At 67.2% G+C, this 25,085-nt stretch carries 14 protein-coding genes and 1 pseudogene; 3 read left to right on the top strand and 12 right to left on the bottom strand.

All coding sequences use genetic code 11. The features are described from left to right. Positions 1 to 107 (top strand): annotated as a pseudogene (locus tag ACTOWK_RS09525) (IS1595 family transposase); the annotation flags it as partial. A gap of 156 nt (positions 108 to 263) precedes the next feature. Here ACTOWK_RS09525 and ACTOWK_RS09530 read toward each other — a convergent pair. The 4 genes from ACTOWK_RS09530 to ACTOWK_RS09545 all read right to left on the bottom strand — a co-directional run bounded on the left by ACTOWK_RS09530 (position 264) and on the right by ACTOWK_RS09545 (position 11,484). Next, entirely contained in the window at positions 264 to 794 is a 531-nt protein-coding gene (locus tag ACTOWK_RS09530) for a hypothetical protein (RefSeq protein WP_441329931.1), read from the bottom strand. Between the two features lie 216 nt (positions 795 to 1,010). Continuing rightward, positions 1,011 to 1,823, bottom strand: coding sequence for a C2 family cysteine protease (locus ACTOWK_RS09535; RefSeq protein ID WP_441329932.1), 813 nt, complete (start codon positions 1,821 to 1,823; stop codon positions 1,011 to 1,013). 303 nt (positions 1,824 to 2,126) lie between these two features. After that, a complete protein-coding gene (locus ACTOWK_RS09540; protein ID WP_441329933.1) occupies positions 2,127 to 10,406 on the bottom strand; it encodes an RHS repeat domain-containing protein in 8,280 nt (2,759 codons plus the stop codon). 196 nt (positions 10,407 to 10,602) lie between these two features. After that, complete coding sequence (locus ACTOWK_RS09545; RefSeq protein WP_441329934.1) at positions 10,603 to 11,484, bottom strand: hypothetical protein; 882 nt, start codon at positions 11,482 to 11,484, stop codon at positions 10,603 to 10,605. 1,067 nt (positions 11,485 to 12,551) lie between these two features. Here ACTOWK_RS09545 and ACTOWK_RS09550 point away from each other — a divergent pair. Both ACTOWK_RS09550 and ACTOWK_RS09555 read left to right on the top strand, forming a co-directional pair. Beyond that, on the top strand, positions 12,552 to 14,006 hold the full coding sequence (locus ACTOWK_RS09550; protein ID WP_441329935.1) for an XVIPCD domain-containing protein: 1,455 nt from the start codon (positions 12,552 to 12,554) through the stop codon (positions 14,004 to 14,006). Between the two features lie 387 nt (positions 14,007 to 14,393). Beyond that, positions 14,394 to 14,855 carry a nuclear transport factor 2 family protein gene (locus tag ACTOWK_RS09555; RefSeq protein WP_441329936.1) on the top strand — a complete coding sequence of 154 codons (462 nt, stop codon included), beginning with the start codon at positions 14,394 to 14,396 and terminating at the stop codon, positions 14,853 to 14,855. Positions 14,856 to 15,059: 204 nt separating this feature from the next. Here ACTOWK_RS09555 and ACTOWK_RS09560 read toward each other — a convergent pair whose 3' ends face one another. From ACTOWK_RS09560 to ACTOWK_RS09595, 8 genes are read right to left on the bottom strand one after another with little or no spacing between them, the layout of a single operon-like run. Then, positions 15,060 to 15,779: a TenA family transcriptional regulator gene (locus tag ACTOWK_RS09560; RefSeq protein ID WP_441329937.1), complete on the bottom strand. Its 720-nt coding sequence runs from the start codon at positions 15,777 to 15,779 to the stop codon at positions 15,060 to 15,062. A gap of 9 nt (positions 15,780 to 15,788) precedes the next feature. Further along, entirely contained in the window at positions 15,789 to 16,697 is a 909-nt protein-coding gene (locus tag ACTOWK_RS09565) for an aminotransferase class IV (protein WP_441329938.1), read from the bottom strand. Beyond that, positions 16,694 to 17,998, bottom strand: coding sequence for a DUF1302 family protein (locus ACTOWK_RS09570; protein ID WP_441329939.1), 1,305 nt, complete (start codon positions 17,996 to 17,998; stop codon positions 16,694 to 16,696). Before ACTOWK_RS09570 ends, ACTOWK_RS09565 begins: the two co-directional genes overlap by 4 nt. A gap of 8 nt (positions 17,999 to 18,006) precedes the next feature. Beyond that, complete coding sequence (locus ACTOWK_RS09575; protein WP_441329940.1) at positions 18,007 to 18,825, bottom strand: outer membrane lipoprotein-sorting protein; 819 nt, start codon at positions 18,823 to 18,825, stop codon at positions 18,007 to 18,009. After that, a complete protein-coding gene (locus tag ACTOWK_RS09580) occupies positions 18,822 to 21,176 on the bottom strand; it encodes an efflux RND transporter permease subunit (protein WP_441329941.1) in 2,355 nt (784 codons plus the stop codon). Before ACTOWK_RS09580 ends, ACTOWK_RS09575 begins: the two co-directional genes overlap by 4 nt. A 6-nt stretch (positions 21,177 to 21,182) precedes the next feature. Further along, positions 21,183 to 22,553, bottom strand: coding sequence for a hypothetical protein (locus ACTOWK_RS09585; protein ID WP_441329942.1), 1,371 nt, complete (start codon positions 22,551 to 22,553; stop codon positions 21,183 to 21,185). 4 nt (positions 22,554 to 22,557) lie between these two features. Beyond that, positions 22,558 to 23,370, bottom strand: coding sequence for a Phenylacetic acid catabolic protein (locus ACTOWK_RS09590; protein WP_441329943.1), 813 nt, complete (start codon positions 23,368 to 23,370; stop codon positions 22,558 to 22,560). 33 nt (positions 23,371 to 23,403) lie between these two features. After that, complete coding sequence (locus ACTOWK_RS09595) at positions 23,404 to 25,080, bottom strand: class I adenylate-forming enzyme family protein (protein WP_441329944.1); 1,677 nt, start codon at positions 25,078 to 25,080, stop codon at positions 23,404 to 23,406. Positions 25,081 to 25,085 lie beyond the last annotated feature (5 nt).

Below are 25,085 nucleotides of genomic sequence, written 5' to 3' on the forward strand. Positions count from 1 at the left end.
TTCCGCGCAAGAATTTCTTCTTGTTCCTGAAAGAGTGCGAGTTCCGTTTCAACTATGGGACACCCCGTCAGCAGCTCAATACGCTGCGGGACTGGGTGGGGCTATAACTCTTATCTAGGACAGCCCCAAGGCAAAAGCCAAAACAAAGGCAAAAGCCAAAACAAAGGAAAAGACCAAAACAAAAGCCCGAGCCGTTTGAGGGCTCGGGCCTAATGCAGGCTGCTCAATCGCAACCGCGACCGCATGGTCGCTAGGGTATCGACTCAGGGCTGGACGAGTTCGACGAAACCCAGCATTTCGCCGGCGCGCGGCTGCAGACGCACGACGCGCAGCGAACCGGTGTCGAGCTTCAGTTCGCCGTCGCGGGCGATGTCGTGCCGGTGGACCTTGACGGCATCGACCACGTCGCGCGGATGCAGCTTCGGCCAGGTCTCGACGCTGACGCTGTCGCGGTCGAGCGCGACGATGCGCAGGGCCTGCTCGCCGATGACGAGTTCGCCGCCTTCGACGAGCACCAGCGACTTGCTCGCGGGTGCGTCGATGCCGGGCGCGCTGAATTCGACCAGCGACACGTTGTCGCGCTGGCCGTCGTTGCCGACGTCCTGCACGCGCAGGAAGCCGCCGGCCACCGGGAATACGTCGGAACGCTTGAGCCTGAGTTTGCCGAGCCAGCGCTTGTCCTCGCTCCACACGTCCAGGCGCACGTCCTGGCGGTCGAAGACGTTGACCAGGCCGAGTCGCGTATCGCTGTGGCTGGCGGTGCGGCCCTGGACGATCTGGATGCTGTCGCTCATGCTGGCTCCTGCCTTCTCGGCGGCGTGTGGATGGTCGTGCGCGTCGACGCGGGATAACAGCGCAAGACCCAGTATCGCGGCCGTGACGGCCAGGAAAAGTCTGTTGTTCATCTGCGTGATCGCCTGGATGGGAACGGCCAGGGCATGTAAACACCTGGCCCAGCAACGCGCAAGCCGCACGGGTGTGCGGCTTGCGTGGGGATTCAGCGGCGGCGCTTACTTGGTCGGCGTCGAATTCACTTCGTGGTACAGCTTCTGGTAATCGCTGTACGGCATGTCGACGTCGCTGTGGCCCCAGGGATTGTCGAGCTTGATGCGGGTATTGCCGTCGGCGTCGGTGTAGACGTCCTCGACCCGGTAAGCGTGACCGCCGACCGCACCGTAATCGGCGGCCAGCTTTTTCTGCTCGTCGTTCCAGCCTTCCGAGCCGGCGGTCCAGGCGACCACGGCCTCGCCGTTCTTCAGCTTGTCGCTGAGCTCGCCGGAATCGTATTCGGACGGACTTTCGGTGCTCGAGTCGCGGCCCAGGATGGCTTCTTGCACGTCGGCCGGGCTCTCGCCGTCGTCGTAAGTCTTGTAACCGCCGTCAGCGTACTGCGCGTAAGCCTTCTCGATGATCGCCGGCCACACTTCGCCTTGACCGTCCTTGCCCATGTCGCCGATGTCGGCGGCCTTGCCGTCGAACGGGCCGGCCACGGTCACTTCTTTCTTTTCCCAGCCCGAGCCGATGCCGAGGAAGCCGTTGTCGTACTCGTTGAAGGTGACGGTGTAGGTGCCGTCGCCGTTGTCGCGGATCATGTTCTTGAGCACGTCCGGGTTCTGCGCCGCGATCGACTTGATCGTCGACAGCACCGCGCAACTGCCGTACCCGTCCTGATTGACGTCGTTGGGATCGATGGCGTTGCCGTCGCCCTCGCCCTGCACGAACGGGGTTTCAGTGGCGTTGGCCTTGGCGGCTTTCTCGTGATCGATTTCGGCCGGCAGGTTGACCGGCTGATAGGCGTAGAAATTGGCGTTGCTCAGTTCCATGAGTCTGCTCCGGGGGAAGCTGTCGAGGATTCCGGCGCAGGTTACGTAATGATGAGGGCTCGCAAAACTAGGGCGTACCCCAGTAGGGATGGCCCCAGGATGCCCCGCCGAACGGCGATGAATCGGTGCGTCATGAAGCGATCGTTGCTCCTGCGAATCGCCCGCGCTGCTTGCGATTCGCGGTCGCGCGCCCGAGGCCGCGCGACCGCGTTGCGCATCGGCGAGCGCCGGCGGAACACCGATGCCCGCGATGGAAACTGCGGCCGAACAGGCGGTGTCACCCGTCCTGTCTGCCGCTGCCGATCAGCCGCCGCCCGACTGGCCGCGGCCCTTGGTGGCGGTGGCGACACCCCAAACGGCGTATCCCGATGCCAACAGCCAACCGCCGGCGATGTAGCCGACCACCGCCTCTTGCGTGGTGGCGAGCTTCTGCGCGCTCTGCAGCAGGTTGTTCCAGGAGTTGCTGGCCTTCACCAGCCGGCTCGACTCGCTGGTGATCGCGCTGTTGGCGGGGCTGAGGCTGGTGAAGCCGTTGTACATGCTCACCGCGGCGCCTTCGACCATGCCCTCGGCCGCGCTCAGCAGCACGTCGCTGGCGGTGATCTTCTTGCCGGTGACGGCATCGGTGATCACTTCCGAAACGGCCGAGCCGACGAAGCCGGACGCGGCGCGGGTCAGGGTGCGGAACGCGATCGTCTTGGCCGTGCCCCAGGCGGCGGCATCGCCCATCGCCGCCGGCATCGACGCCAGGCCGTTGAACCCGCCGGTCACCGCGCCGCTGAGCGCACCGACCCCCATCGCCGAGAAAAAGCCCTTGGCGGTGAAGTCGCGTCCGTGCAGGGCGTCGTACTCCAGCCCTTGCATGCCGGCCCCGGAGATGGCGCTGGAGGCCGAATTGACGACCACGCTGAGTGCGTTGCGCGCCACCGCGGTGGCGGTCTTGAGCGGCACCGAGGCATCGACGGCATCGGCGCCGGCGCCGGCGGCGACATCGCTGGCGCCACCGGCGCCGGCCAGGTCGATCTCGGCATCGATCGCTTCCGGCGCGGCGGCGCCGTCGGTCACCACGCTGAGCGCCAGTCCGCCCACGGCGACGGCGACCATGGCCACGCCGATGCCGACCTGGGCCCACAGCGAGATGTTGCCGGTCGGGTCGACGTAGTTGAGCGGGTTGTCGCTGGCGAACAGATAGGGGCTGGCGAACTGGCGCGCCGCGTCCGGGGCGAGGAAGCGCATCAGCGACGGGTCGTACAGCCGCGCGCCGAAGTCGTAGAGGCCGCTGTCGGCGTCGTACTCCTTGCCGGCGAACAACAGGTTCCAGTCGCCGGCACCCGCACTCGACAGCAGCGCCCCGAACGGTGCGTAGTCGAACGCATGTTGCGCGTTGCCGGCGTCGTCGAACACCGCCCAGATGCTTTGCTGATAATCGTTGACCGGATAACGCAGCGTGCCGTCGTGTACCGCCACCAGCCCGCCCGGCCCCCAGACGCAGACTTGCAGGGTGTCGCCGTTCCAGACCATCAGCGGGGCCGAGCCGGCGCCGTAGAAATAGATCCGGCGTGCATCGCCTTGTTGCCGCAGCGCGCAGTGGTTGTTCATGCCGCGTGCGTAGCGGATGGTGTCGAAACCCGGCGAGGCGATGGTCGCGGTCGAGAACAAGCAGGGGTCGTAGCCGATCTCCAGGCCGCGCCACTGCGAGGGCGCGCCGTCGGCGTGATACGCGAAGCTCGCGGCGGGACCGCTGCCGAAGGTCGCCGCGGCCAGCCGGTTATTGCCGGGGCTGCACGGTGTCGACAGCGTTACCACGTCGGCGGTGGAGGCCCAGATATTGCCGTTCGCGTCGATGCTGTCGATGCTCAGGTTGCCGGCGTCGCCCGAGACCACCGTGGCCGTCGCCAGGCGTTGCTGGTCGTCGTAGGCGTAGTTGCTCTGGCGCGTGCCCGTGGCGATCGCGGTGGCCAACTGCGTCGTGCGTTGTTGCACCAGGCGGTCCGGGGTATAGGTGAAGGATTGCGCGAAGGCGACCGCGCCGCCGACGCTGGCCTGGTGCAAGGTCACGCAACCGGGCGAATCGTAGTTCCACAGTTCCGACAGCGCGCCGCGTACGGACGTCTGCAACTGGCCGTTGGCGGTCCAGGTGTAACTGGCGATGGCGTCGGGCGCCTGCGGCGTGCCGATCGAGACGATGCGGCCCAGGTCGTCGTAGACGTAGACGATGGCCGGCAGCGGTGCGCCTTCGGGCAGGTCGATGCGCACCACTTCGTTGAGGTTGTTGTAGCTGAAGCCTACCGTCGCATCCTGGCTCGCGGCGCCGTCGATCTGCAGGCGCGCGGTGATCGCGCGACCGAGCCCGTCGTAGCTCCAGGACTCGACCACGGTGCAGGCGCCGAGGCCGTTGCCGGGGTCCTGATTGAGGGTGGTCGTTTCGACCAATTGCCCGAGTGCATTCGGGTCGCTGCCGTCGCCGTCGTAGCGGTACGTGCGTCCGGGCACGGCGCCGTCGGCCGCGGTGGGCCAAGCCGGGTCGTCCAGGTGCGGGCTCAGTGCAGCCGGGTCCCAGGCTGCTTCGAGCACGCCTTCTTCGAGCACCCGGCCGAGCGCGTCGTAGCGGCGATACAGCAAATACTGTTGGCCGGAATCGAGCGCGGGTTGGACGAAGCGCAGTTGGCCCTTGCCGTTGTAGAGCACCTGGGTCTGGCCGGTGTCGGAGTCCTGATAGCTCGCCACTTGTCCGAGCGGATCGACCACGGTGGTGCGCACATAAGCGCTCGGGTCCGATTGCGGCGCGGAGGTGAATGCGTTCGGCAGTTGCAGCGAGATCGTCGTGGCCGCGGCGCCGGCATCGGCGTAGCCGGGCAGCGCCAGGCTCTGCCCGGCCTGCTGGCCCGACTGCCCCGATTGCACCATCGCGGTCGCGCGTTGGCTGGTGTCGACCAGTTGCCGCGCGCTGTAGCCGCCGGGCGACAGGCTGGTGGTCGCATAGAAACTTCCCGGCGGGACCGGATCGGACGCGGTGCTGGCGCCGTAGGCGGTGCGTATGGTCTGGCGCTGCGATTCGGGAATGCTGAGGATGTCGTGGATGGCGAGTTGCAATCCCGGCTGGCCGCCCTCCACCGCGCGCGAAGTCGCGGCCGCTTCGTAGCGCGAGCCGTAGTAGGGATAGCCTTGATCGTTCGAGCGCACGCCGCCGTCGTCGCTTTGCCCGGCGTAATAATCGGCGACGTCGCCCTGCATGAGCCAACTGTCCGATGTCGCCGTCAGGAACGCGGCCACATCCAGGAACGCGGGGCGATAGGTCAGCATCGGCGCCTGCGCGCCGTTGCCGAAGCTGCCCGGTGCCGCCTTGGTGCCGGCGAGCAGGCGGTCCAGCCCGTCGTACACCGAGGCGGCGACCAGGCTGTCGCCTCCGTTGCGCTGCTGGGTCTGGCGCAGCCGCGCGGCGCCGTCGTTGTACGACAGCAAGGTGCGTGGATCGGCGCCGAATCCGAGTTGGCTGATGCGCAACGCATTGGGGCCGGTGTCGATGGCGAAGCCCTGCGCAGGCGTGGTGGTGGCGGCCGCGCTGAACACCACTTGGCCGTCGACGAAGAACAACGATTGGCCGCCGCCCAGCAGCAACAGCCATTGCCGGCCGAGGCCCGGCGCCGAGGCCAACGACGCGGGTCCGGCACTGCCGTCGGCCAGTGTCCAGGTCCAGCCCGAGACGGCGCTCCAGGCGATGCGTTCGCCGTCGCCGAATTGCAGCGCCGGGCTGCCGGCGGGCGCGGCCAGCGGCTTGAGTTCGATGAAGAGTGCGATCGAGTCGGCCTGGCTTCCGCCTTGCCAGGTCAGGGTCGCGGGCGTGGCGTTCTGTTTCAGCAGAGCGCCGTTGCTGCACTGCCAGTCGGCCGCATCGCTGGGCGCCCAGCGGGTCTGCCAATCGTCGCCGTTGCGGAAGGTTTCGGTAGTGCCGCCCTGGGCGAACTGCAAGGTGAGTTCGCAATTGGGGCTGGCGTCGTCGAACACGTCTTCGGCGTTGCCCAGGCGCGACAGGAAACGCAGGTCCAGTTCCTGCCATTGGCCGTCGGCGCCGACCGCGCCGAGGGTCTGGGCGAAGCGATCGTAGCGGATGAAATCGCAGGCCCCGGCGAGGTTCATGCTCGCGAGCAACAGGCGCGTGGAGGCCTGCCAGGACTGCACGGTAACGTCGCAGCCGACCGGAATCAGCAGCACGCCGTCGAGCAGCACCGTGCCGTTGCCCGGGTTGGCGATCGTCAGGCCGACGCTGTCGCAGTTCTCGGGCAGAACGACGATGTCGCTGACATAGCTCCACGCGCCCTGGGTATCGGGCAGATCGAAGGACGATGAAGTCGCGCCCGCGGTGACGGTGATCGCGCCGCTGCCGCCGTCGTAGCCGGGTGCGGTTAGATAGCGCAGCGCGAACCGGTAGGCGCTGCGGCCTGCGCTCGGCGTCACTGCGGTGGACACGCTGCCGGCGACCGCGAGCGACAGGCTTTGTTCGCCGAGCCAGGCCTGTTGCGGGTCGGCCTGGGTGCCGCTCAACTGCCAACCATCGGTGCCTTCGTAGGTCTGGAAGCCGCACCAGGCGCATTCGCCGGCGACGGCGCCGCGGAATACGGCGACCGGCAGGCCGCTGCCGTCGGCGGAATAAGTGGTGACGCAGGTGACGCCGGAGCCGTCGGCGTTCTGCAACACCGTGCCGTCGGCGGCGCGTGTCTGGATCAGGCTCAGCGACTGCCAGCCCGTCGGTATCTGCCCCGGCGTCCAATCGGCGAACGCAAACGCATCGGCGCCGGCGGTCCAGCCGAAATCGGCGGCTTCCGCGAACGTGCTCACCTCGTCCCACAAGGTCGGCCAGCTCGACAGCGCCATCGCCGAGACCGAAGTGGTGACGCCGGCCTGGGTGGTGCGTTGTTCGACCTTGGAGGTCAGGTCGTTGAGCGTGCAGCTGACTGCATAGGCGTCGCAGGCGTAGCGGTAGTCGATGGTATCGACCTCGCTGTTGCCGGAACCGTCGACGACGCTGGACTGGACGCTGACCGGCTGGCCGGAATACGGCGCGGACAGGCCTGCGGGCACGTACGACGTGATCCGACTGGAGGCCACGCCGTCGGCCAGTTTCTGCTGCGCGGTCTGCACCACGTAGGCGCCGTACAGGGTTCGCACCGGCACGCCCGGGTCGGTCGGGTCGCCGGCACGCTGCACATAGGCGGTCCATTGATTGGTGATCGAGCCGACCTCGCTGCCGTTCGCGTCGATCGCGGTGACGCTGTAGAGCAGGCCGTCGAGCATGCCGTACCAATCGTCGCCGGTGACGATCTGGTTGCCGTTCAAATAGCGGCTGACGACCGAGCCGTTGGCGTTGGCTTGCGCGCTGCCATCGGGATAGACCGTGGACTGGTAGTACTTGACGATGCTGCCGGTGGCGTCGCAGGCGGCGCTGGCCGCATCGAACACATAGGCGGTGGTCGAAGACTCGGACAGGCCGTCGTCGAGGGCGATGCTGCCGACCGGCCAATCCTGGATCGGGCCGAGAATGCCGTTGCCGGCATAGCGATTGAGGTTGACGCTGGTGGCGGCGTCGAGGCTGCCGGCGCTGCCCGGATAAGTGAAGAATGCCATCGGCCCGCCCGGCCAGGTGCCGGCGCCCTGGCCCTGCTGTTGCGCGGTCCACATCGCCTGTTCGCCGAGCACCTGGGCGCCGCCATAGACCGCGCCGTTGCGCAAGACGAAGGCCGAGGCGGCGCTCGCGCTGCCTCCGGGAATGCCCTGGTCGTACAGCGAGCAAGCGACGAAGGTCGGTCCCTGGTTGAGCAGCGACGCCGAATTGAGCACGTACGGGCCCTGGCCCGGCGCCGCGCTGTCGATCAGGGTCTGCAGGTCGGCGATGTTGGTGGCGACGGCGTCGCCCCAATCGGTGGCGACGCCGCGGAAGAACAGCTGGGTGCCGATCGCCAGATAATCCGGACTGCCGGCGCCGACCCAGTTGGCGGTGGCGGCATGGCTGTTCGGAATGCTGAGTCCGCTCACGCTGGCGGGCGTGCCGAACGCGTCGGAGGTGGGGTCGTAACCGAGCACCTGCGCCGAAGGCATGCCGTTGCTCTGCACCAGCACTTGCACCACGTAATCGGGGCCGTAGCCATAGCGCTGTTCGGCGTTGGTGGTGCCGACCGGCACCATCGCACTGTTGATCGCCCAACTGGAGCCGTCGAAGCGGGCCACGTTCGCGGCCACGCACACCATCGAATTGGCGACGGTGGTCGGCGCCCACGAGGTCGGGTGCTGCGCAGAAAAATTATCGGTGCACGAGAACTTGGTCGCCGGCTGGACTAACTGATACTGCTCGTTCCATTGCACCAGCCACAGGTCGTAGTTGTTGCGGGTGGCGCCGGCGACCAGCAGGTGCGAGATCGCCAGCAGCGACGCGTCGCCGGCCAGCGCGATCGAATCGGTGCCGGCGATGGAGAAGCCGAGCGCCAGCGGCGTGGCCGAGTGCCACTGGCCGCTGGCGTCGAGCCAATCCAGATTGACGTTGGCGCCGATGTCCAGGCTGGCGACGTAGTCTTGGCCGCTGGCGAACCAGCGGTAGCTCAAGCCGTTCTGCTGCTGGTAGTTCCAGTTCTGCCCCGGCCAGTACCAGCTGAACCTCACCGTATCGCAGGTCTGTTTGGCGGGGTTGGATTGCACTGCGAAGGCGAAGGAGTCGCCGGCCAGGATCTGCACGCTGCCGTTGCTGTTGTTCCAGCTCCAGGTCGGCGAGTTGAGGCCGCCCGAACCTTGGCCGCCCGTAGCGGCGATCCAGCGGCCGGGGCTCGCCATGTCCTGGCGGAACAAATGCAGATTGGTGGTGGTGCCGGTCAGGTACGAGACGGCGATGAAGTTCTGGCTCGCCTGCACCGACAATCGGTTCGAGGCGGTCTGGCCCTGGCTGCCGTCGAGCAGCAGCGGCGAGCTGCCCTCCGGCGGCCACACCGTCCACTGGCCGTTCCAGGTGTAGACCTGCATCGACAGACTGCCTTGGCCGTCGTTGCACCACAGCACCACGGCGTAGTCGGGGCCGAACCAGACCCGTGCGTTGGAGCCCTTCGGCATCTGCGCCGGCGGGCCGGCGGGCAGGGTGCGGTCGCAGATCGCCAGCGCTTGCTGGCTGTACTCGTAGGTCGCGCTGCCGCCGCTGGGCCAGACGATGCGGTTGAGCGCGCCGAGATTGCCGTCCGCTCCGCCGTCGAGCACGTAGCCGTAGCGATAGCCCGGCAACGAGTCGCCGTCGGCGTTGCTGAGCGTCATCGAGGTGAGCAGGCGCTTGCAGGTGTCGCCGGAGCTGCCGGCGAGGTTGGCCACCTGCGAGCCGGGCGCGGGCTGGTACTCGAACTCGACCGCGAACAACGGCGCACCGCCGGGCTGCAACACATCGATGGAGGCCAGATACAGCGTCTCGTAGCAGTCCTGGAAGCCGTTCGGTTGGTTATTGGGGACGGCCTTGTGCGGGTCGTCGTACTCGCGCGGGCTGGACGGCGTGGCGTCGCTCCACAGTTTCTGCCCGTAGTTGAACACCACGCTGCGGCCGAACACATCGTTGATCAGGCCGAGGTAGCAGGCCTTGGTATAGGGCTTGCCGCCCTCGGCCACGAGCTGTTCGACCTGGTCGAGCAAGCCCGCGGCGTTGCGCTCGAAACAGTTGTAGGCATAGCTGACCGACTCGCCGAAGATGCTGTAGACGCGTTGCAGGTGCCAAGCGCGGGCGAACTGGCTCTGGCCCTGGGCGAGGCTGCTGTTGCCCTGCCATAGCGCGCGGCCGTCGGCGTCGGTCCACTGCACGCCCCATTCGATGCTGTTGCCGGCGCTGGTCGCGTAGCCGGCGCCGGTCGCGGCGACGCCACCGCCGAACGACATGCGCTGGCCCGAATCGTTGGTAACGCACCAGCGCTCGTAGCGCGGGTAATACAGCACCTTCCAGAATCGGTAGCTGGCCAGTTGGTAGGCCTGGCCGCCGTCGGCGGCGACCAGGGCCTCGCCCAGGCTGAGTGCGAACTCCTGCTCCAGTGCATCGTCCTGCAAGGTCCACGCATCGCTGCCGTCGGCCACGACCACGGCCGTGGCGGACAAGGGCAACCCGCGCGAGACGAACTCGTTGCGGATCGCCGCCGGTACGGCCTGGCCGTCCTGGAGCTGCGAGGCCAAGGCCGGGTCCATGGAGAACAACGGCGGTGCGGTCGGGTCGAACACGATCGCGCTGGTATTGCCGCTCACCGACAAGGTGTAGTTGCGTTGGCCCGGGGTGGGGCAGTTGCCGTCGTCCATGCGGATCTGCGCCAACGGCAGCGTCCAGCCCATGCCGAGCACGCCGGTGGGCTGGTCGCGGTTCCAGGTCATCGCCTGTTGATTGACGTTGCTCTGGTACTGCATCGTCAGCTGGATCTGCAGGCCGTCGTTGCTGTTGCGCCCCGGCAGCGAGAACAGGTCCTGGGTGTAGTTCACGTCGCCGCGAAACAGGTTGACGCTGTTCTTGAGCACGCCGACGCTGCTGGCGTCCATCTGGAAGGTGCGGATGCTCGGTGCGCTGGTGCCGGACGGACTGGCCATGGTGTTCTCCCTGAAGGTGCGCGCGGCCAGCGTTCGCGGCGTGGCGCGAGACGGTTTCGGTTACTGCGTGGCGGGCGAGGCGACTGCCGGTGCGCCGCCGGACGGCGCCCTGCAGTGAGCAGGGCGCCCGCAGCGCCGGCCGTACGACAGGTCGTGGCGAACGGCCGCTCGGCGCGCGCGTGGCGCGCCGCGGTGCTTACGAGATGGTGCTGGTGTAGCCGATGATGATGCCGCTGGCGTAGCTGGTGCCGTCGTCCTGGTGATTGCCGCTGTTGTCCTGCATCCAGGCCGAACCGTTGACCTCGGCATAGCCCTGGCCGGTGTTGCCCAGGATCAGGCCGGCGCCGAACGAGCGGACGTTGTGATCGGTGTTGCCGTTGAACTGCACCTGGAAGCCGGTGAGCAGCAACAGGAAGCTGTTGTAGTTGCTGCCGAACGAAATCCGCGCATCGCTGGAGTTGTTCTGCAGGTTCGGCAGGGCGATCGCCTGGATGTTCAGCGAGGAGTCGCAATTGACGATCAGGCCGCCGTCGACGGTCGCGGTCGATACGTTGTTGCCGTGGCCGTCGTACATCGAGGCGGCGGCGGTCACCGATACGTTGCTGGAGGAGGTCGATACGCCGGCGCGCGCAGCGATGTGCAGGATCTGGTGATTCGAATTGCCGTACGACAGATCGAAGCCGGCCAGCGCCGCGGTGTCGATCAGTGTGGACGTGCCCGGGATCGGATAGGGTTGGCTGCTGCTGCCGTTGGCCACGCCGTCGACGTTGGTGAACAGCAGCTGCGAATCGGCCACGCCGGTCCAGGCCAGCGCCACCAGCTCGATATAGGAATCGTCGACGTTCATGCTGTTGCCGCTGGAGTCGACCAGGGTCGCGTCGACGTTGACCGACAACTGTTGTCCGCTGGCGCTCGGCGACAGGCTGATGCTGGCGGTGCGGATCCAGTGGTCGGTGCCGGTGCCGTAGCTGAGGTTGAACGAGCGGATGCCCACCACGTAGGCGGCGATGTTGTTGGCGAACTGGTGAGCGAAGGTCTTGCCTGGGCGCACGGTTCCGGAAGCGATCTCTAAAGCCATGGGACTCTCCTTGGCAGGGGCGGCCCTCTGCGAGGGCGGCGTTCGCGTTGTATGGAAAACAAGCGGTTTCCGCATCGGGATCGGATGCTGCCCGGGCGGCGGGAGACAGGCGCGATCTCCATGCATCGGAAATCGGCGCCGGACGACGGTTGCAACGGCGGTCGGCTGACGGGCCCTCCGCGGGCCGGCGATTGTCAAGGTCAAACGCCGCCGCAACGGCGACGCGGCCATCGTCGCGTTAGCGGGATTCAAAACTGCTGGCGACTGAGCAAAACGAACTTGCGTTCGGTCATGCATTGGACGAATCAGCGGGCCGTTAAGCGATGGAATTCGCGTTCGCAGCAGACGACGAACGGTCGAGTAATCGCAAACGCTCGCATCGATTCTGGTCGATGCGTTCGACGAAAGCAGCGAAAAATTCCGCTGATGCTGAGCGAATGAATCCGCTCGTCATCGGTGCTTCGTGCGCTCGTGTTTTTGGTGCTCGGGCGTACTTGAAGCGGTGTGAACCGAACCGCAGAAGCAAATCTCCGCGTTGAAGAAACGGCGGCCTCATACCTGCGCTGGGCGCTCGCCTCCTTCTGCAAGGGGAATGGGGTGAGCGCTCGTTGTTTGAATGATGCTCGCGCCATGGGTCGCGGCGTTCATGCGTCATGGGAAAGTTCGTCGGAGCGATGCGGGTGGGGCCGACGTCTGGCGTTACCGCAGAAGCACCCCCGCGCTGAAGCAGCGGTCGGCCTCGCGCTTGCGCTGGGCGCTCGCTGCCCCCCCCGTTTCCAAAGTGGGCGATCAAAGTGGGCGGTGGATTGCGCGCTCGTTCGTTGGATGAGCCCTTTGCAGGCATGAGTCGCACGCTGATGTCGCTGCCTATTCAGAGCCACTGCCTATTCAGAAACTTCGGGCTCTGGCTGCCGAGAGGCCTGCCGGCAAGCGCGCTCGCCGCGTCGACGCCGGTGCTTGGCCGGGCTGGGCTCGGTTTTGCGTAATTGAGGTCGTTCAGCTGTGGCCGGGACGTGCGCCCGGTTCGCGGCGCGGGCGCCGCGGCGCCTTCGACCAGGAGAGGCGAGATGGGCTTTCGATTAGAACAAAAGACGTTGAGCAACGGCGAAACGGTCACCTTGGTGCACTGGGAAAACGAGTCGCCGACCAAGCACGGCGAGACCTTGCAGAACCGGGACTGGAAGGACAGCGACACCCGGTCCAGCCTCGGCTTCTACGATTCGACCTCCGAGTACATGCACAACGACTGGGCGCAGCAGAACATGGCGCCGCAGGGCGTGACCGTGCCCGACGCCGGTTCGGTGATGCTGTATCACCATGCCGAGACCGACACCTGGCACAGCGCCGATGCGCTGGATATCGATCATATCGATCAATGGAAGGACCACTTCGATACTTTGAATGTGGCGAGCCACGCCGATGCGCACATGGCGTACAACGACACCAGCAACCTGCGTCTGCTGCCGGCGCCGGTCAACCGCGCGCGCGAAGCCGCTTTCCGTATCCTCGAGGAACACGGCGCCGATTCGAAGCAATGGCAGGGCTGGGTCGAGAAGCGCTTCGGTTTCGATGCCGACGCCGACCGCCCCGGTTTCGACCCCGATAACGACGGCGCCAAGCGCAAGCGCACGACGATGGAGCAGCCCTGGTCGGCCGACGACGGCCGCAAGGGCCTGAGTTTCGACGCTGCCGTGCTGGGCAAGTGGTACGAGTCGAAGCTGCAGGAGTCCCATGTCGATACGGTGAGCTTGAAGAGCCCGACCAGCGGCAAGGTGATCCCGGTGCCGCTGTTCTATTGCGCGGCCTCCGGCCAGTTGTGCACCCGCGACGCGCTCGACATCGACCACGAAGTGCCGTTCGAGCTGTTGGCCAAGAAGATGGAAGAGCACGGCGGGCCCGACGGGCTGAGCAAGGCCGATGCGCTGGATGGCTATAACGAGACCAGCAACCTGCGTCTGGTCGGCCGCAGCGTCAACAGCTCGCACGAATTCGAGATGGACGAGGAAGGCAATTACCGCGACGAGGAAGAGCCCGAGAAGCCGGGCGAGTTCGACGGCTTTCTCGCCAGCGACGACGACGAGGACGAGCTGTCGCCCGAGACGGTGCGCGAGCTGCACGCGTTGGGACGGGACTACAAGGTGCCGCAGACGCGGGTGGACCAGCCGGGCCATGGCGACAACAACCTGTACCAGCAGGCCCTGGGCTGCCTGGAGAATTCGGACGTGGGCCGCGGCATGAGCGAGTCCGAACGCAACAACGCCGCGGGCGCGCTCACCTTGGCGGCGAAGAACTTCAAACTCGCCTGCATCGACGCGGTGGCGACCGACAACCGGGACAAGTCCAAGCTGTTCGCGATCGAAGGCGACCCGCGCAACAGCAACTACGTGTGGATTCCGGTCGAGGGCGCGAAACAGCAGAGCCTGGAACAGAGCACCGTGGGCCTGAACCAGCTGGCCTATCAGCGCGAGCAGCAGGGCCAACAGCAGACCCCGCAGCGGACCCAGAACGCGATGACGATGTAATCGCGCGAGGGTGGGGCGGACCGGCGAGCCTCGATGCAGTCGCATCGAGGCCACGACGCCCCGGCACCCCCGGCAGGGCGCCCGACGGTGCCCTCCGATCCCGCGTTCGTCCCTTCCGCCCCCGCTTTCGTCGCCGGCGGGGCGGTTTCGTCGCATCGGCCGATTCGGACCCGGCGAGGTGCCCTATGCTCCAGCGCGTCGACGAGGGCTGGTCCGGGCAAAGCCCGGCGGCCGCACGAGAGTCTGGCCGGGGAGGCCGATCATCGACGCGAATGCCAGCGATATCCCTGGACGGAGCCGCCACGGCTCGGCCGGGTCGAAGGCCCAGGCCATCAACCGACTGCGAGGATCTGCGTGAGAACTATCGGAAAACTGATCGGCGCCTTCATGCTCGCCGCAACGACGACGCTGTCGGCGTCTGCAGCGTCGAACGACGCGCAGCCTGCGGACAGTCGTTTGCTCGCCACGATCATGGCCTTGGACTGGGCTGCATTCGACGCCTTCAATCACTGCAGCGCTCCGGATAAGCTGCGCAAGCATGGCGATTATTTCTCGCAGGACGTCGAGTTCTACCACGACACCGGAGGCGTCACGTGGTCCCGGCAGGAGATGCTCGCGAATACCGAAAAGTACGTCTGCGGAAAATTCCGGCGCGAACTCATTCCCGGTTCGGTGACGGTCTATCCGATCAAGGATTTCGGCGCCATTGAAATGGGCTCTCACCGGTTCTGCCAGTTTGCCAGCGGCAACTGCGACGGCCTGGCCGACTTCACCATCGTCTGGAGCAAGCAGGGCGGCGATTGGAAGATCACCCGCGTCCTCAGCTATGGCCATCGGTCCAGCAAGTAGCTCGGTTCCGATCCGGCGCCTGCCGCGCTGAGCGACAGCGCGCCTCGCCCTCGCGGTGGTCAGGCTCGCGGCGTCGCCGTTTTCCAGGCGGCGACTGCCGCGGTGGCTGCTTCGTAGCGGTGGTTTCAAGGTGAGAAGCAGCCCGGGTCGTGCGTCGGGCCGGTAGCGAACCAGACAGACGCGCAGGTCTCTCCCGTTCGCATCTCAACCGTTGGCGGTCGGATGCCGTGCCAGCACGGCGTCGAGCAGACTCATGCGCAGGCGGATCATGTCTTCGCCGACCGCGACGACCTTGGCCCGGCGGTGCGGATGGTGCTGCAGCAGGCGGTTGATGATGTCGCGCATCACCAGGGCATGGTCTTCGTCTTCGCTGACGTGCAGGACGAAGAAGTGCAGTTGCTCGTTGCTGTAGCCGGCCGCGCGCAGGCCGTCGAGAATGCCGCCGTACAAGGTCGGCACGATCGCTTCGGCGCCCAGGCACAGGGCCGCCAGGCCGTCGAGCGGATCGGGCGAGCGGCAGTAGTGGAACATGCTTTCGATCAGCGCCGAGGTCTCGGCCAGGATCGGCGCGCTGCGCGGTTGCACGCCAATCTCGGCCAGGCAACGGCGGTACAACTCGGCGTGGGTGACCGCATTGGGCCGGTCGAGGCCGGTTTCCTCGACCAGGTTCATGGCCAGCGCGCGCACGTCCTCGTTGCTCGGCATCCGCGACATCAGCGCGCACAGATAACGGGTGAAGTTTTCCGAGTAGTAGCTGTGCTGGACCAGGAAGGCGCGCAGCATCTCCAGCGCGCGCTCGCCTTCGCGGCAACGGCGCAGGAACGCATGGCGCTCCAGTTCGAGCAGCAGGCCCGGCGGAAACAGGTCGTCCCACAGCGCGGGCGGCGCGTCCGGGCGGGCATGGATGTCTTCGATGACGTGCATGGCGTTCCTTTAGGATCGTTGCGTTGTGTGAGAGGGGCGGTGCACGGGCGGCCAGGCCGCGCCGGTGCGTTTGCGGACGAGGTCGGCATAGGCCGCGCCGAGGCGGCGCGTGATCGGGCCCGGGGCCCATTCGGCCACCGTGCCGCGGGTGTCGACGACACGGCGGATCGGCGCCAGGCCGATCAGGGAATTGGTCATGAAGGCTTCTTCGGCGTCGCCGAGCCGCGTATAGGCCAGCGGGCGTTCGGCGTGGCGCAGGCCCAGTGCGGCGGCGAGCGACAGCACGCAGGCGCGGGCGATGCCGGCGAGCGGGCCCTCGCTCAGGGGCGGGGTGATCAGTTCGCCGTCGAGCACGAAGAACAGGTTGCTGTAGGCGCCTTCGCAGACCTGGCCGCGCGCGTTGCACAGCAGCGCTTCGTCGGCGGCATGCGTCTGCGCTTCGTCGAAGGCCAGGATCGAGCCGAGGTAGTTCGCATGCTTGCATGCGGTCGGCGCTTGATCGGGCAAGGGGTGGATGCGCTCGCTGGCGAACAGGGTCGTGCCTTGCTCATGCACCTGGGCTTCGTACGTGCGCGCCGGCAGGCAGGCGGCGACCCAGGTCGGCCGATGCGCGCCGCTGCAGGACAGGCCGGCGCTGCGGCCGCGGCTCATCCACAGGCGCAGGGTCGAGGACGGTTCCTTGCAGGCGCCGATCACCGCGGCCGCGGCCGTACGCCAGTGCTGTTCGGACGGCGGGTCGAGGTAGCGCAGGGTGCGCGCGCCGTCCTGCAGCCGGCGCAGGTGTTCGTCGAGCAGGAACGGCATGCCGTCGTAGACCGGCAAGGTCTCGAACAGACCGTCGCCATACAGAAAGCCGCGGTCGAACACCGAGACCTTGGCGTGTTCGGCCTCCACCAACTGGCCGTCGAGCCAGATCATCGTTGCCAGCCCCAGGTACGGCGCAGTTCCAGCAGCATCAAGCGGTCCTTGCGCAGGGCGCCGAGGTCGGAGTCGGCCGGGCCGGTGAAGTGCTGCCAGCGCGCGAGCAGGCTCCAGCGATCGTCGAGGCGGTATTCGAGATTGGCGAACCAGGCGCGGCCGCGGCCGTGGGTGGTTTGCAGCAGGCCGACGTCGCCGCTGAGATCGCCTTCCAACGGTGCGCGGGTCAGGCCGAGGTAGAGCGCATCGCTGTTGGCGTGGTTCTGGAACCACACCGCGCGATTGGCGCGCAGTACGAAGTCGGGTTGGGCCGCGGCCGGACGGGTCCGTTCGGCGCGACGGTGCACGTATTGGGCCAGGCCGAGCCAGCCACCGTCGAAATGGCGTTCCAGGCCGAGCACGGCATAGAAGTAATCGCCGAGGCCGGCCGGTGGCGGATTCTCGAAGCGGGTATCGGCGATCTCGCCGCGCAGGCCCCAACGCTCGCCGAGCGAGGCGCTGAAATCGGCGCCGAGCACGCGCACTTCGGCCTGCGCCAGCTGCGGGCCGGCGGCATAGGCGAAGGCAGGCAGGATGGAATAGCCGCGCACCGCGCTGAGCGAGGCATCGAGGCCGTTGCCGGCATAGTCCAGGCGCAGCGCGTTGGTCGAGCCCGGCGCGCGAAGGCGGTCGCCGTGCAACGAAGGCACCGGCTTCCATAACGAGGACGGCAGGATGCTCGCGTGCAGCTTCGGCACGTGCAGCGCGGCCAGCGACCAGCGTTCGTGCAACTGCAGGCGCGCCGAGAGCAGATCGGTGCCGATGCGGTCTTCGTCGATGTCGCTGACCAGGGCGCGCATATTGCGCGGCGACAGGTTGTCGGTCGGGTTGAGCCGGTCGGCGCGGCCCCAGACGACGATCTGCCGCCCTGCGCGCAGTTGCAGCGGGCCGTGGGTGTATTCGACGAAGCCCTGGCGCAGCACCGGCGCGTCGTCGTAGGCGAGCTGACGGCTGCCGCCGGCGGCTTCGATCAGCCCGCGCCAGGCCTCGCCGCGCAGTTCGCTGCGCAGCCGCGCCGCCAGGCCGAGGCGCGAGCCGACGTCGTCGAGGTCGCGGCTGCCGCTGGCGGCCAGCGCGGCGCCGGAGGCGGTGCCGCTCCAGCGCAAACCGTCGGCAGCGTCCTCGGAAACGTCTTCGGTGGCGACTTGCTCTTGTGCGGACTCCGCGTTGGCCTCGGCCGCCACGACGACGTCCACGCCGGTCTGCGCCATCGCCGGTAGCGAAGCGCAGGACGCAGCGGCGACGGCGGCGGCGAGGGTCATACGGCGCATCACTGGCCCAGGCGCGATTCGACGAACAGGTCTTCGCGCAGGGGGCGGTTGCTGTTGACGTTCTTCAGGGTCAACACCGAGCTGCGCCCGCCCTTCGCCGCGACCATCTCGCGGCGGGTGGCGATGAGCTTGCCGGGCTGGTTGGCCACGACGACGTGGCCGGAGATGGTCTGACGCTTGAACTCCTGCCCGGACTTGTCGAAGTAGCGCACCGAGACCGCGGCGAAATCGTGCTTGCGCACGGTCGCGACGACCTTGGAATAGCCGAGCGAGGCTGCGGTCTTGGCATCGCGCGGCACCGACTGGACCACGTAGCAGCTCGCGTTGGCGCAAGGCTCGTCGGCGAGCAGGGCATGGGTGAAATCGGCGCTGTCCTGCGCCATCAGGTCGGCGTAGGCGAAGTCCGAGCCCATGAAGCTGTCTTTCTTGTTCGAGGCCAGGATGCGCCGGGTCTTGCCCATGCTGGGGAAATAGATCCACAGGTCGTCCTGGCTGGCGGCGTTCTCGTGCACCAGCACCGCGGTGCCGGCGACGTCGGCCGGCGCGGCGAAGCGGAACAATCGATGGCTGTCGACGGCGTCGGCCTGCAGCTTGTTGTAGACCACGCCGCCGCGGCTGCGCACGCGCTCGCCCTGGCGGATGCCGAGCTGGCTGTCGGCCTGCCAGTCGGCGACCTTCTCGATCGCGTTGCTGCGTTCGAAGACCTGTTGCGCGCTCGGCTTGGCGCCGTCCTGGGCCGGCGAGGCCAAGGAAACCAGTGTGGCCGCGACGCCGGCGAGCGCCGCACCGGCAAAGCGCAGGGTGAGGGGACGGATCATGGGGTCTCCTGGATCGTGTGGGTCGTCGACGCCGCGGCGGATTCGCGCGGCAACAAATGGCGCAGCAGGCCGACGCGCTCCAGGCCCATCAGCACCGCCGGCGTGAACAGGAACTCGCATAGCGCGCCGGCGCCGATCGCCAGCGCGGTGACGCCGCCGAACTTGGCCAGGCTCTGCACTTCCGACAGCATGTAGATGACGAAGCCGAGCACCAGCACGCTCGACAGCAGCAGCATCGCCAGGCCGGTGCTGGCGAAGGTGTCGCGCAAGGCCGCGGCCATGTCGTGCTTGCGCCGGTAGTGGTCGACCACGGTCTTGACGAAGTGCAGGGTGTCGTCGTCGAGGATGCCGATGGCGATCGCCGACACCAGCAGGGTGAACGGGTCCAGGAACACGCCGCCGAAGCCCATCACCGCCAGGGCGATGCCGACCGGCACCAGGTTGCACAGGGCCATGGTCAGGCCGAGCGTGGCCGAGCGGAACACCAGCACCATCACCGTCAGCACCACGAAGAACGACAGGCCGATGCTGCGGATCTCGTTGCTGGCCAGGTAGTTGGTCAGGCGCGACCACAGCGGCACCACCCCGGTGGTCTCGATCGAGCGGATCTGCGGCGTCTCGCGCAGGATGCGTTCGGCCTCGGCCTGGATGTCGCGGAACAATGGCTGGTACTGCGAGTCGGGCCGGTACTTCATGCGCAGGTTGATGCGCGCCTTGGCGTAGTCGCCGGTGACCAGCCGGGTCAGCTCGTCGGTGCCGGAGGACTCGAACAGGATCAGCGACTCGGCCACCTCGGCGCGCGAGTCCGGGATGCGGTAGGCGGCCTTGTCGCCCTCGTGCAGGGCCTGGCTGATCTCCATCACCACGTCGGCGATGCTGTAGGTCTTCAGCCCGAGCGCGCCATAACGCGCTTCCAGGCGGTCCTGCAGCTCGCGCATGCGCTTGAGCACCGCCGGGTCCTTGATCGATTCGCCGCCGACCCCGGCGCTGTCGACGATCAGCTCCATCGAGGCGGCGCCGCGCAAGGTCTGGTCGACGTAGGTGTAGGAGCGGTAGATGTCGGTGCTGGGCTTGAACAGGCCGACGTAGTAGTAGTCGGTAGTGACGCGGGCGACGCCGAAGCCGGCGATCGCGATCAGCCCGGCCAGCACCAGCAGCAACAGGCGCCAGCGCCGGGTCACGAAGCCGGCCAGCCAGTGCATCCCGCGCACCCGGCCGTCGAGCAAGCGCGCCGCGCGCTGCGCATCCGGCAACAAACGGAAACGGCTCAGCGCCAGCGGGATCAGCAGCCAGCCGATCAGCAAGGACGCGATCAGCCCCGCCGCCATCGAGATGCCGATGCCCTGCACCGGCCGGATCTCCGACCACGAGAACGACAGCAGCGCGCCGGCGGTGGTCAGCACCGACAGCGCGCTGGCGCCGGCGGAGTGGCTGAAGCCTTCGACGATGGCGCCGCGCAGGTCGCCGTGGGCGGCGTATTGGCGATAGATCTCGGCGAGCAGGAAGATGCTGGAGCCGACCCCGACCGAGATCAGGAACGAGGGGATGATCGCGGTGAGCATGCCGATCGGCGCGCCGATCAGGGCGCTGACCGCCATCGCCACCACGATCGACAGGGACGCCACCACCAGCGGCAGCAAGGCTACCGCCCAGGAGCGGAAGATCAGCCAGAACCCGGCCGAAACCAGGATGAAGGACAGCGTGCCGAAGATCGCGCTCTCGCGGTTGATGATGGTGAACACGTCGGCATCGATGATCGGCGCGCCGACCACGCGCATGTTCAAGCGCTTGAATTCCGGCGCCAGCGCACGGATCTTCTCGGCCAGCTCGATCTTGTAGACGATCTCGCCCGGCCGCACCCCGGTCTCGGCGAGGATGCCGAGATGGCGGCCGTCGCCGCTGATCAGGAAGTTGCGGTAGTAGGGATGGGCCAGGGCTTCGCGACGCTTGGCGGCCAGGGCGGAGCCATCCAGTCCTTCGGCGAGGAACGGGCCGACATCGAGGCCGCCGTCGTCGACGCTGGCGATATGCCGCACGTTGGCGATGGTGGTGACCTTGTTGACGTTGTCCATCGCGCCGATGCGCGCGCCGAGCTCGCGCACGCCGGCGATGAAGGCCGGCGTCCACTGCGCCGGCGCATCGATCACCAGGAAGCTGTATTCGTCGCTGCCGAAGTCCGCCTTGTACTGGGTGTATTTGATCAGCGCCGGGTCGTCTTGCATGAAGAACGAGTCGGGCGTGTTGTCGAAGCGCAGTTGGGTCAGGGCCAGGCCGGACAGCGCCAGCAACGCCAGCAGCAGGATCAGGCAGGTGCGCGGGTAGGCGAGGATGCGGAGGATCAGGGGGCGCATGGGGGCTCAGCCGTGGGCGGCGATGGGTTCGGGAAGGGAGCTCGCGCCGGTGATGCGGCTCAGCTCGGCGATCAGCGGATAGACGAAGCGCTCGCGCATCTGCGCCTCGCTCATCTGGCCCTTGTCGTACAGATAGACCAGGCGCAGATGGCCGCGGAAGGCGCTGACCTGCACCATCACCTCGCCCGGCGGGAACAACTGCGGGAACGAGTAATAGGTACGCACCGGGATCGGGCCGAACTGCTCCAGACGGGTGTCGATCGGGCCGACGTTGGTGCAGATCAGGTTGGCCCGGGTCAGCACGTTGGCGGCGAAGCGGATCGTCGCCGCCTTCGGCAGCAGCAGCGAGCTTTGGAACAGCAGGCGGAAGCGGTACAGCTCGGACAGGATCTCGCCGCGCTTCAAGGCGTCCAGGCGCGCGTTGGCCCGCTCGATCACCGCCTCGTCGTCTTCGTTCGGGTCCAGTTCCAGCGTGTAGGGCACCGCCACGCAGTCGTACAGCTTGTGCACGCGCGGGTCGTCGACGAAGCGGCGCAGGCTGAAGTTGTCGACGATGCGCAGCCCGTGCTTGAGGCGCTTGCCCTGGCGGCCGGCATCGGCCTGGGCGGTGCGCAGCAGGGCGAGCAACAACAGTGGATGGATGGTGCTGCCGCGGCGCGCGCCGGCGGCCTTGAGCGCCTCGAGCATCGGCGTCGGCAGCTCGATCATCAGCACATCGGTCTCGCCGCTGCGCTTGCCGGAGATCAGCAGACGCCCGGCCGGCATGACCAGGTCGTGGAAGAAACCGGCCACGCCCTTCCAGGCCAGGCGCAGCGCCTCGGCGCCGCGCAGCTTGGCCAGGAACAGGCGGTCGTGGTTGTGCTCGGGCAACTCGACCACTTCCGGGTCGAGCGGCAGCCCGGCCGAGAGGCGGCCGTAGGCCTCGGCGATGTCGCCGGAGAACAACTGCGCGGCCTTGCCGTCGGTGAAGGTGTGGCTGGTGAGGAACTGCAGGATGTGTTTCTCGGGCGTGCGGATGTAGATGAAGCGGAACGGGTGGCCGTCGCGGGTCGGCACGCGTTCGTTCCAGGCATTGCCGAGCAGCTCCGCGCGCAGCCGCGCCGGGTCGACGTTGATGCTGTTGCGCTGTTCGATCTCGATCGGCAGGCGCTGGGCCAGATGGCGCCAGCCCAGGATCACGCCGCGCTGGTACTGGACCGAGCGCGCGCGTGGGTGACGGTCGATGGTGTGCTCGATCGCGCGCTTGAGCAGGGCGAGGTCGGGCGCCGAGTCCAGTTCGATCCAGTCGCAGGAATTGGCGTTGCAGATCAGGTTGAGCTGAGCGTAGATCTGATTGAAGCGTCCAAGGCGAAAGTCGCGAGAGGTCGTCGGCGCCATGGGCTCAGCCCTCGTTGCCGGAGCGATAGGGGAAGTCGTTCTTCTCCAACTCGATCAGGTCCTGGCGGCCGAGCTCGTTGAACACGTCCTCGACCTCGGCGCGGAACTCGTTGCGCAGGGTCTCGTTGTCCTTGCGCTTGAGGCCGTAGGCGCTGAGCCGCGCGCCACGCGAGGTCGACGGCGGGCCGAAGAAGTTCAGGCCCTTGGCGTACCAGTTGGAGATCTTGATCCGCGCCTCGTTGGTCTCGCCCTTCTCGGCCAGGTAGGTGCGCAGCTCGGCGAAACCGAAGCCGATGTGCCCGCGCTCCTCGCGCAGGATGGTCTGGTTGGCTTCGGCCCAGGGCTTGAAGCTGGCTTCGCAGAAGTTGCCGACCATGAACTTGCCGGCGCGGTCGAGGAACATGTGGTTCAACATGATGTCGATCCACTCGTTGCTTTCGTCGCCGACGCTGAGCGGGCCTTCCAGCGAGGCGTCGTGCATCGGCCGGTGGGCGCGGCCCTCGGCGATGGCGATGGCCTGCTTCTCCGGTACGCCCATGCGCTCGAGCAGGTTGTAGATCAGATAGCTGTGCCGCGCTTCCTCGGCGATGATCTTGGCGAACACGCGGCGGCGCTTGTAGTCGGGCGCGTTGGCGATCCACTCGATGCCTTCGGTGGCGGCCTTTTCTTCGGAATAAGCCTGGATCGCCATCAACCGGATCAACTCATGGCGATATTCTTCCGGCACGTTGGGCAGGTCGGGAAAGTCGATCGAGCCGGGGGCGTAGTCGAACGCCGGGGCGTGGGCGTCGGCGATGGCGGTAACGGTGCTGCTCATGCGGAAGTCCTTGTCGGTGAAGGGATAGGAAGATCAGATCTGGGCGGAGGTTGAAGCAGGGGCGGAGGCGGGCTCCACGGCAGGCATCAAGGCGTAGCGTTCGCGAACGTGGCGCTTGAGCACCTTGCCGGTGAGCCCGCGCGGCAGCTGTTCGCCGGGCGGCAGCACTTCGATGCGCAGGCCGTCGTAGCCGGGCACCTGTTGGCGCAGCCAGGTCTCGAAGGCGCCGGCGTCGGTCGGCTGGCCGGGGCGGCATTCGATGACCGCGCCGGCGCCGGTGCTGCGGTCGGCGCGGCTCAGTTCGACCACCGCCACGTCGGCCACCGCCGGGTGCTTGAGGATGCGTTCCTCCCACTGCAGCGAGTACACGCGGCCGTCGCCGACGCGGATCGAATCCACTTCGCGGTCGAGGTGGTAGTAGCCGCCGCCGCGGGTCTTGACCGCGACGTCGCCGGTCCACCACCAACCGTCGAAATGCACGCCGTGCAAACGGTCGTGGGCGTTCCAATAGCCCTTGAACAAGGTCGGGCCCTTGACCATCAGGCGGCCCGGTTGGCCGACCGGCAATGCGCGGCCGTCTTCGTCGGCGATCATGACCTTGGGGCTGACCATGGTCGGCTTGCCGACATAGCGGTCGTAGCGCTTGGTGAAGGAAAAGCTGGCCTTCATCAAGGCAGCGAAGCCGACCTCGGAGGTGCCGAAGAACTCCAGGTACATCGAACTCAGCAGGCGTTTGCCGAACACCCGCGCCATCGAGCCGTGCGCGGTGAGCTGGCGGATGTGCACTTCGTGGCTGGAGTCGCCGCCGGCCATCCAGGCCTTGACGTGCGACAGGTCGAAGCGCGACAGGCCGGCGTCGCACATGCCCTGGTAGACGTCGGGGAAGGACAGGATCAGCGAGCAGCGCTCGCGCTCGATGATCGACAGCAGTTGCTCGGGGGTTTCCTTCGCCGGCACGTAGCCGGGCACGCCGGCGGCGAGGCAACTGACGATGCTGGCCTGGGTGATGTGGTGGTTGGTCGGCGAGGCCAGCAGGATGCGGTTGTTGCGGGTGATCGGTTGGATCATCAGCTGACCCTTGGTGGCGCGGACCAGGCTGTAGGAGCCGTGCAGCACGCCCTTGGGGAAGCCGGTGGTGCCGGAGGTATGGACGATCATGACGTCGTCGTGCTGGTGCATGCGCACCGGCGCGAAGCCGTCGGCGCGCGGCGCCAGGCATTCGCTCAGGGCTACCTTGCCGGCGCCATCGGCCTGCACGGCGTCGGTGACGATGGCGACGCGGCGGCCCTGCGCGAGGGCATCGGCGTCCAGCCGCGGCAGCCGCTCGCGGTCGATGAACACCAGGCGCGCGCCGGTGTAGTCGAGGTAAGCGTTGAGGTCTTCGCTGCGCATGCCGCCGTTGATCGGCACGGTGATCGCGCCGGCGCGCATGATCGCCAGCGAATAGATCAGGTACTCGACGCCGTTGTCGAGATAGATCGCGACCCGGTCGTAGCGTTTCAGGCCGAGGTCGATCAGGGTCTGCGACAGCCGGTCCGACAGCCGGCGCAATTGTCCGGTGGTGATGGCCCGCCCGCCGACGCCGAAACGTTCCAGCGAGCCGGAGAAGCGCAGCACTTCGAAGTCTTCGCCATAGACGGCGATCGACTTCTCCAGCGCGTTGGCGACGGTCAGGCCGCCATCGAAGATGAACTTCAATCGGGACAGCATGGGGT

Source organism: Lysobacter sp. CA196, assembly GCF_052078695.1.
Taxonomy (GTDB): domain Bacteria; phylum Pseudomonadota; class Gammaproteobacteria; order Xanthomonadales; family Xanthomonadaceae; genus Lysobacter.

Bases quoted from the DNA above. Each gene is read 5' to 3' on its own strand.
- ACTOWK_RS09530 (WP_441329931.1), bottom strand. From the start codon at position 794: ATGAGCGACAGCATCCAGATCGTCCAGGGCCGCACCGCCAGCCACAGC.
- ACTOWK_RS09535 (WP_441329932.1), bottom strand. From the start codon at position 1,823: ATGGAACTGAGCAACGCCAATTTCTACGCCTATCAGCCGGTCAACCTG.
- ACTOWK_RS09540 (WP_441329933.1), bottom strand. From the start codon at position 10,406: ATGGCCAGTCCGTCCGGCACCAGCGCACCGAGCATCCGCACCTTCCAG.
- ACTOWK_RS09545 (WP_441329934.1), bottom strand. From the start codon at position 11,484: ATGGCTTTAGAGATCGCTTCCGGAACCGTGCGCCCAGGCAAGACCTTC.
- ACTOWK_RS09550 (WP_441329935.1), top strand. From the start codon at position 12,552: ATGGGCTTTCGATTAGAACAAAAGACGTTGAGCAACGGCGAAACGGTC.
- ACTOWK_RS09555 (WP_441329936.1), top strand. From the start codon at position 14,394: ATGCTCGCCGCAACGACGACGCTGTCGGCGTCTGCAGCGTCGAACGAC.
- ACTOWK_RS09560 (WP_441329937.1), bottom strand. From the start codon at position 15,779: ATGCACGTCATCGAAGACATCCATGCCCGCCCGGACGCGCCGCCCGCG.
- ACTOWK_RS09565 (WP_441329938.1), bottom strand. From the start codon at position 16,697: ATGATCTGGCTCGACGGCCAGTTGGTGGAGGCCGAACACGCCAAGGTC.
- ACTOWK_RS09570 (WP_441329939.1), bottom strand. From the start codon at position 17,998: ATGACCCTCGCCGCCGCCGTCGCCGCTGCGTCCTGCGCTTCGCTACCG.
- ACTOWK_RS09575 (WP_441329940.1), bottom strand. From the start codon at position 18,825: ATGATCCGTCCCCTCACCCTGCGCTTTGCCGGTGCGGCGCTCGCCGGC.
- ACTOWK_RS09580 (WP_441329941.1), bottom strand. From the start codon at position 21,176: ATGCGCCCCCTGATCCTCCGCATCCTCGCCTACCCGCGCACCTGCCTG.
- ACTOWK_RS09585 (WP_441329942.1), bottom strand. From the start codon at position 22,553: ATGGCGCCGACGACCTCTCGCGACTTTCGCCTTGGACGCTTCAATCAG.
- ACTOWK_RS09590 (WP_441329943.1), bottom strand. From the start codon at position 23,370: ATGAGCAGCACCGTTACCGCCATCGCCGACGCCCACGCCCCGGCGTTC.
- ACTOWK_RS09595 (WP_441329944.1), bottom strand. From the start codon at position 25,080: ATGCTGTCCCGATTGAAGTTCATCTTCGATGGCGGCCTGACCGTCGCC.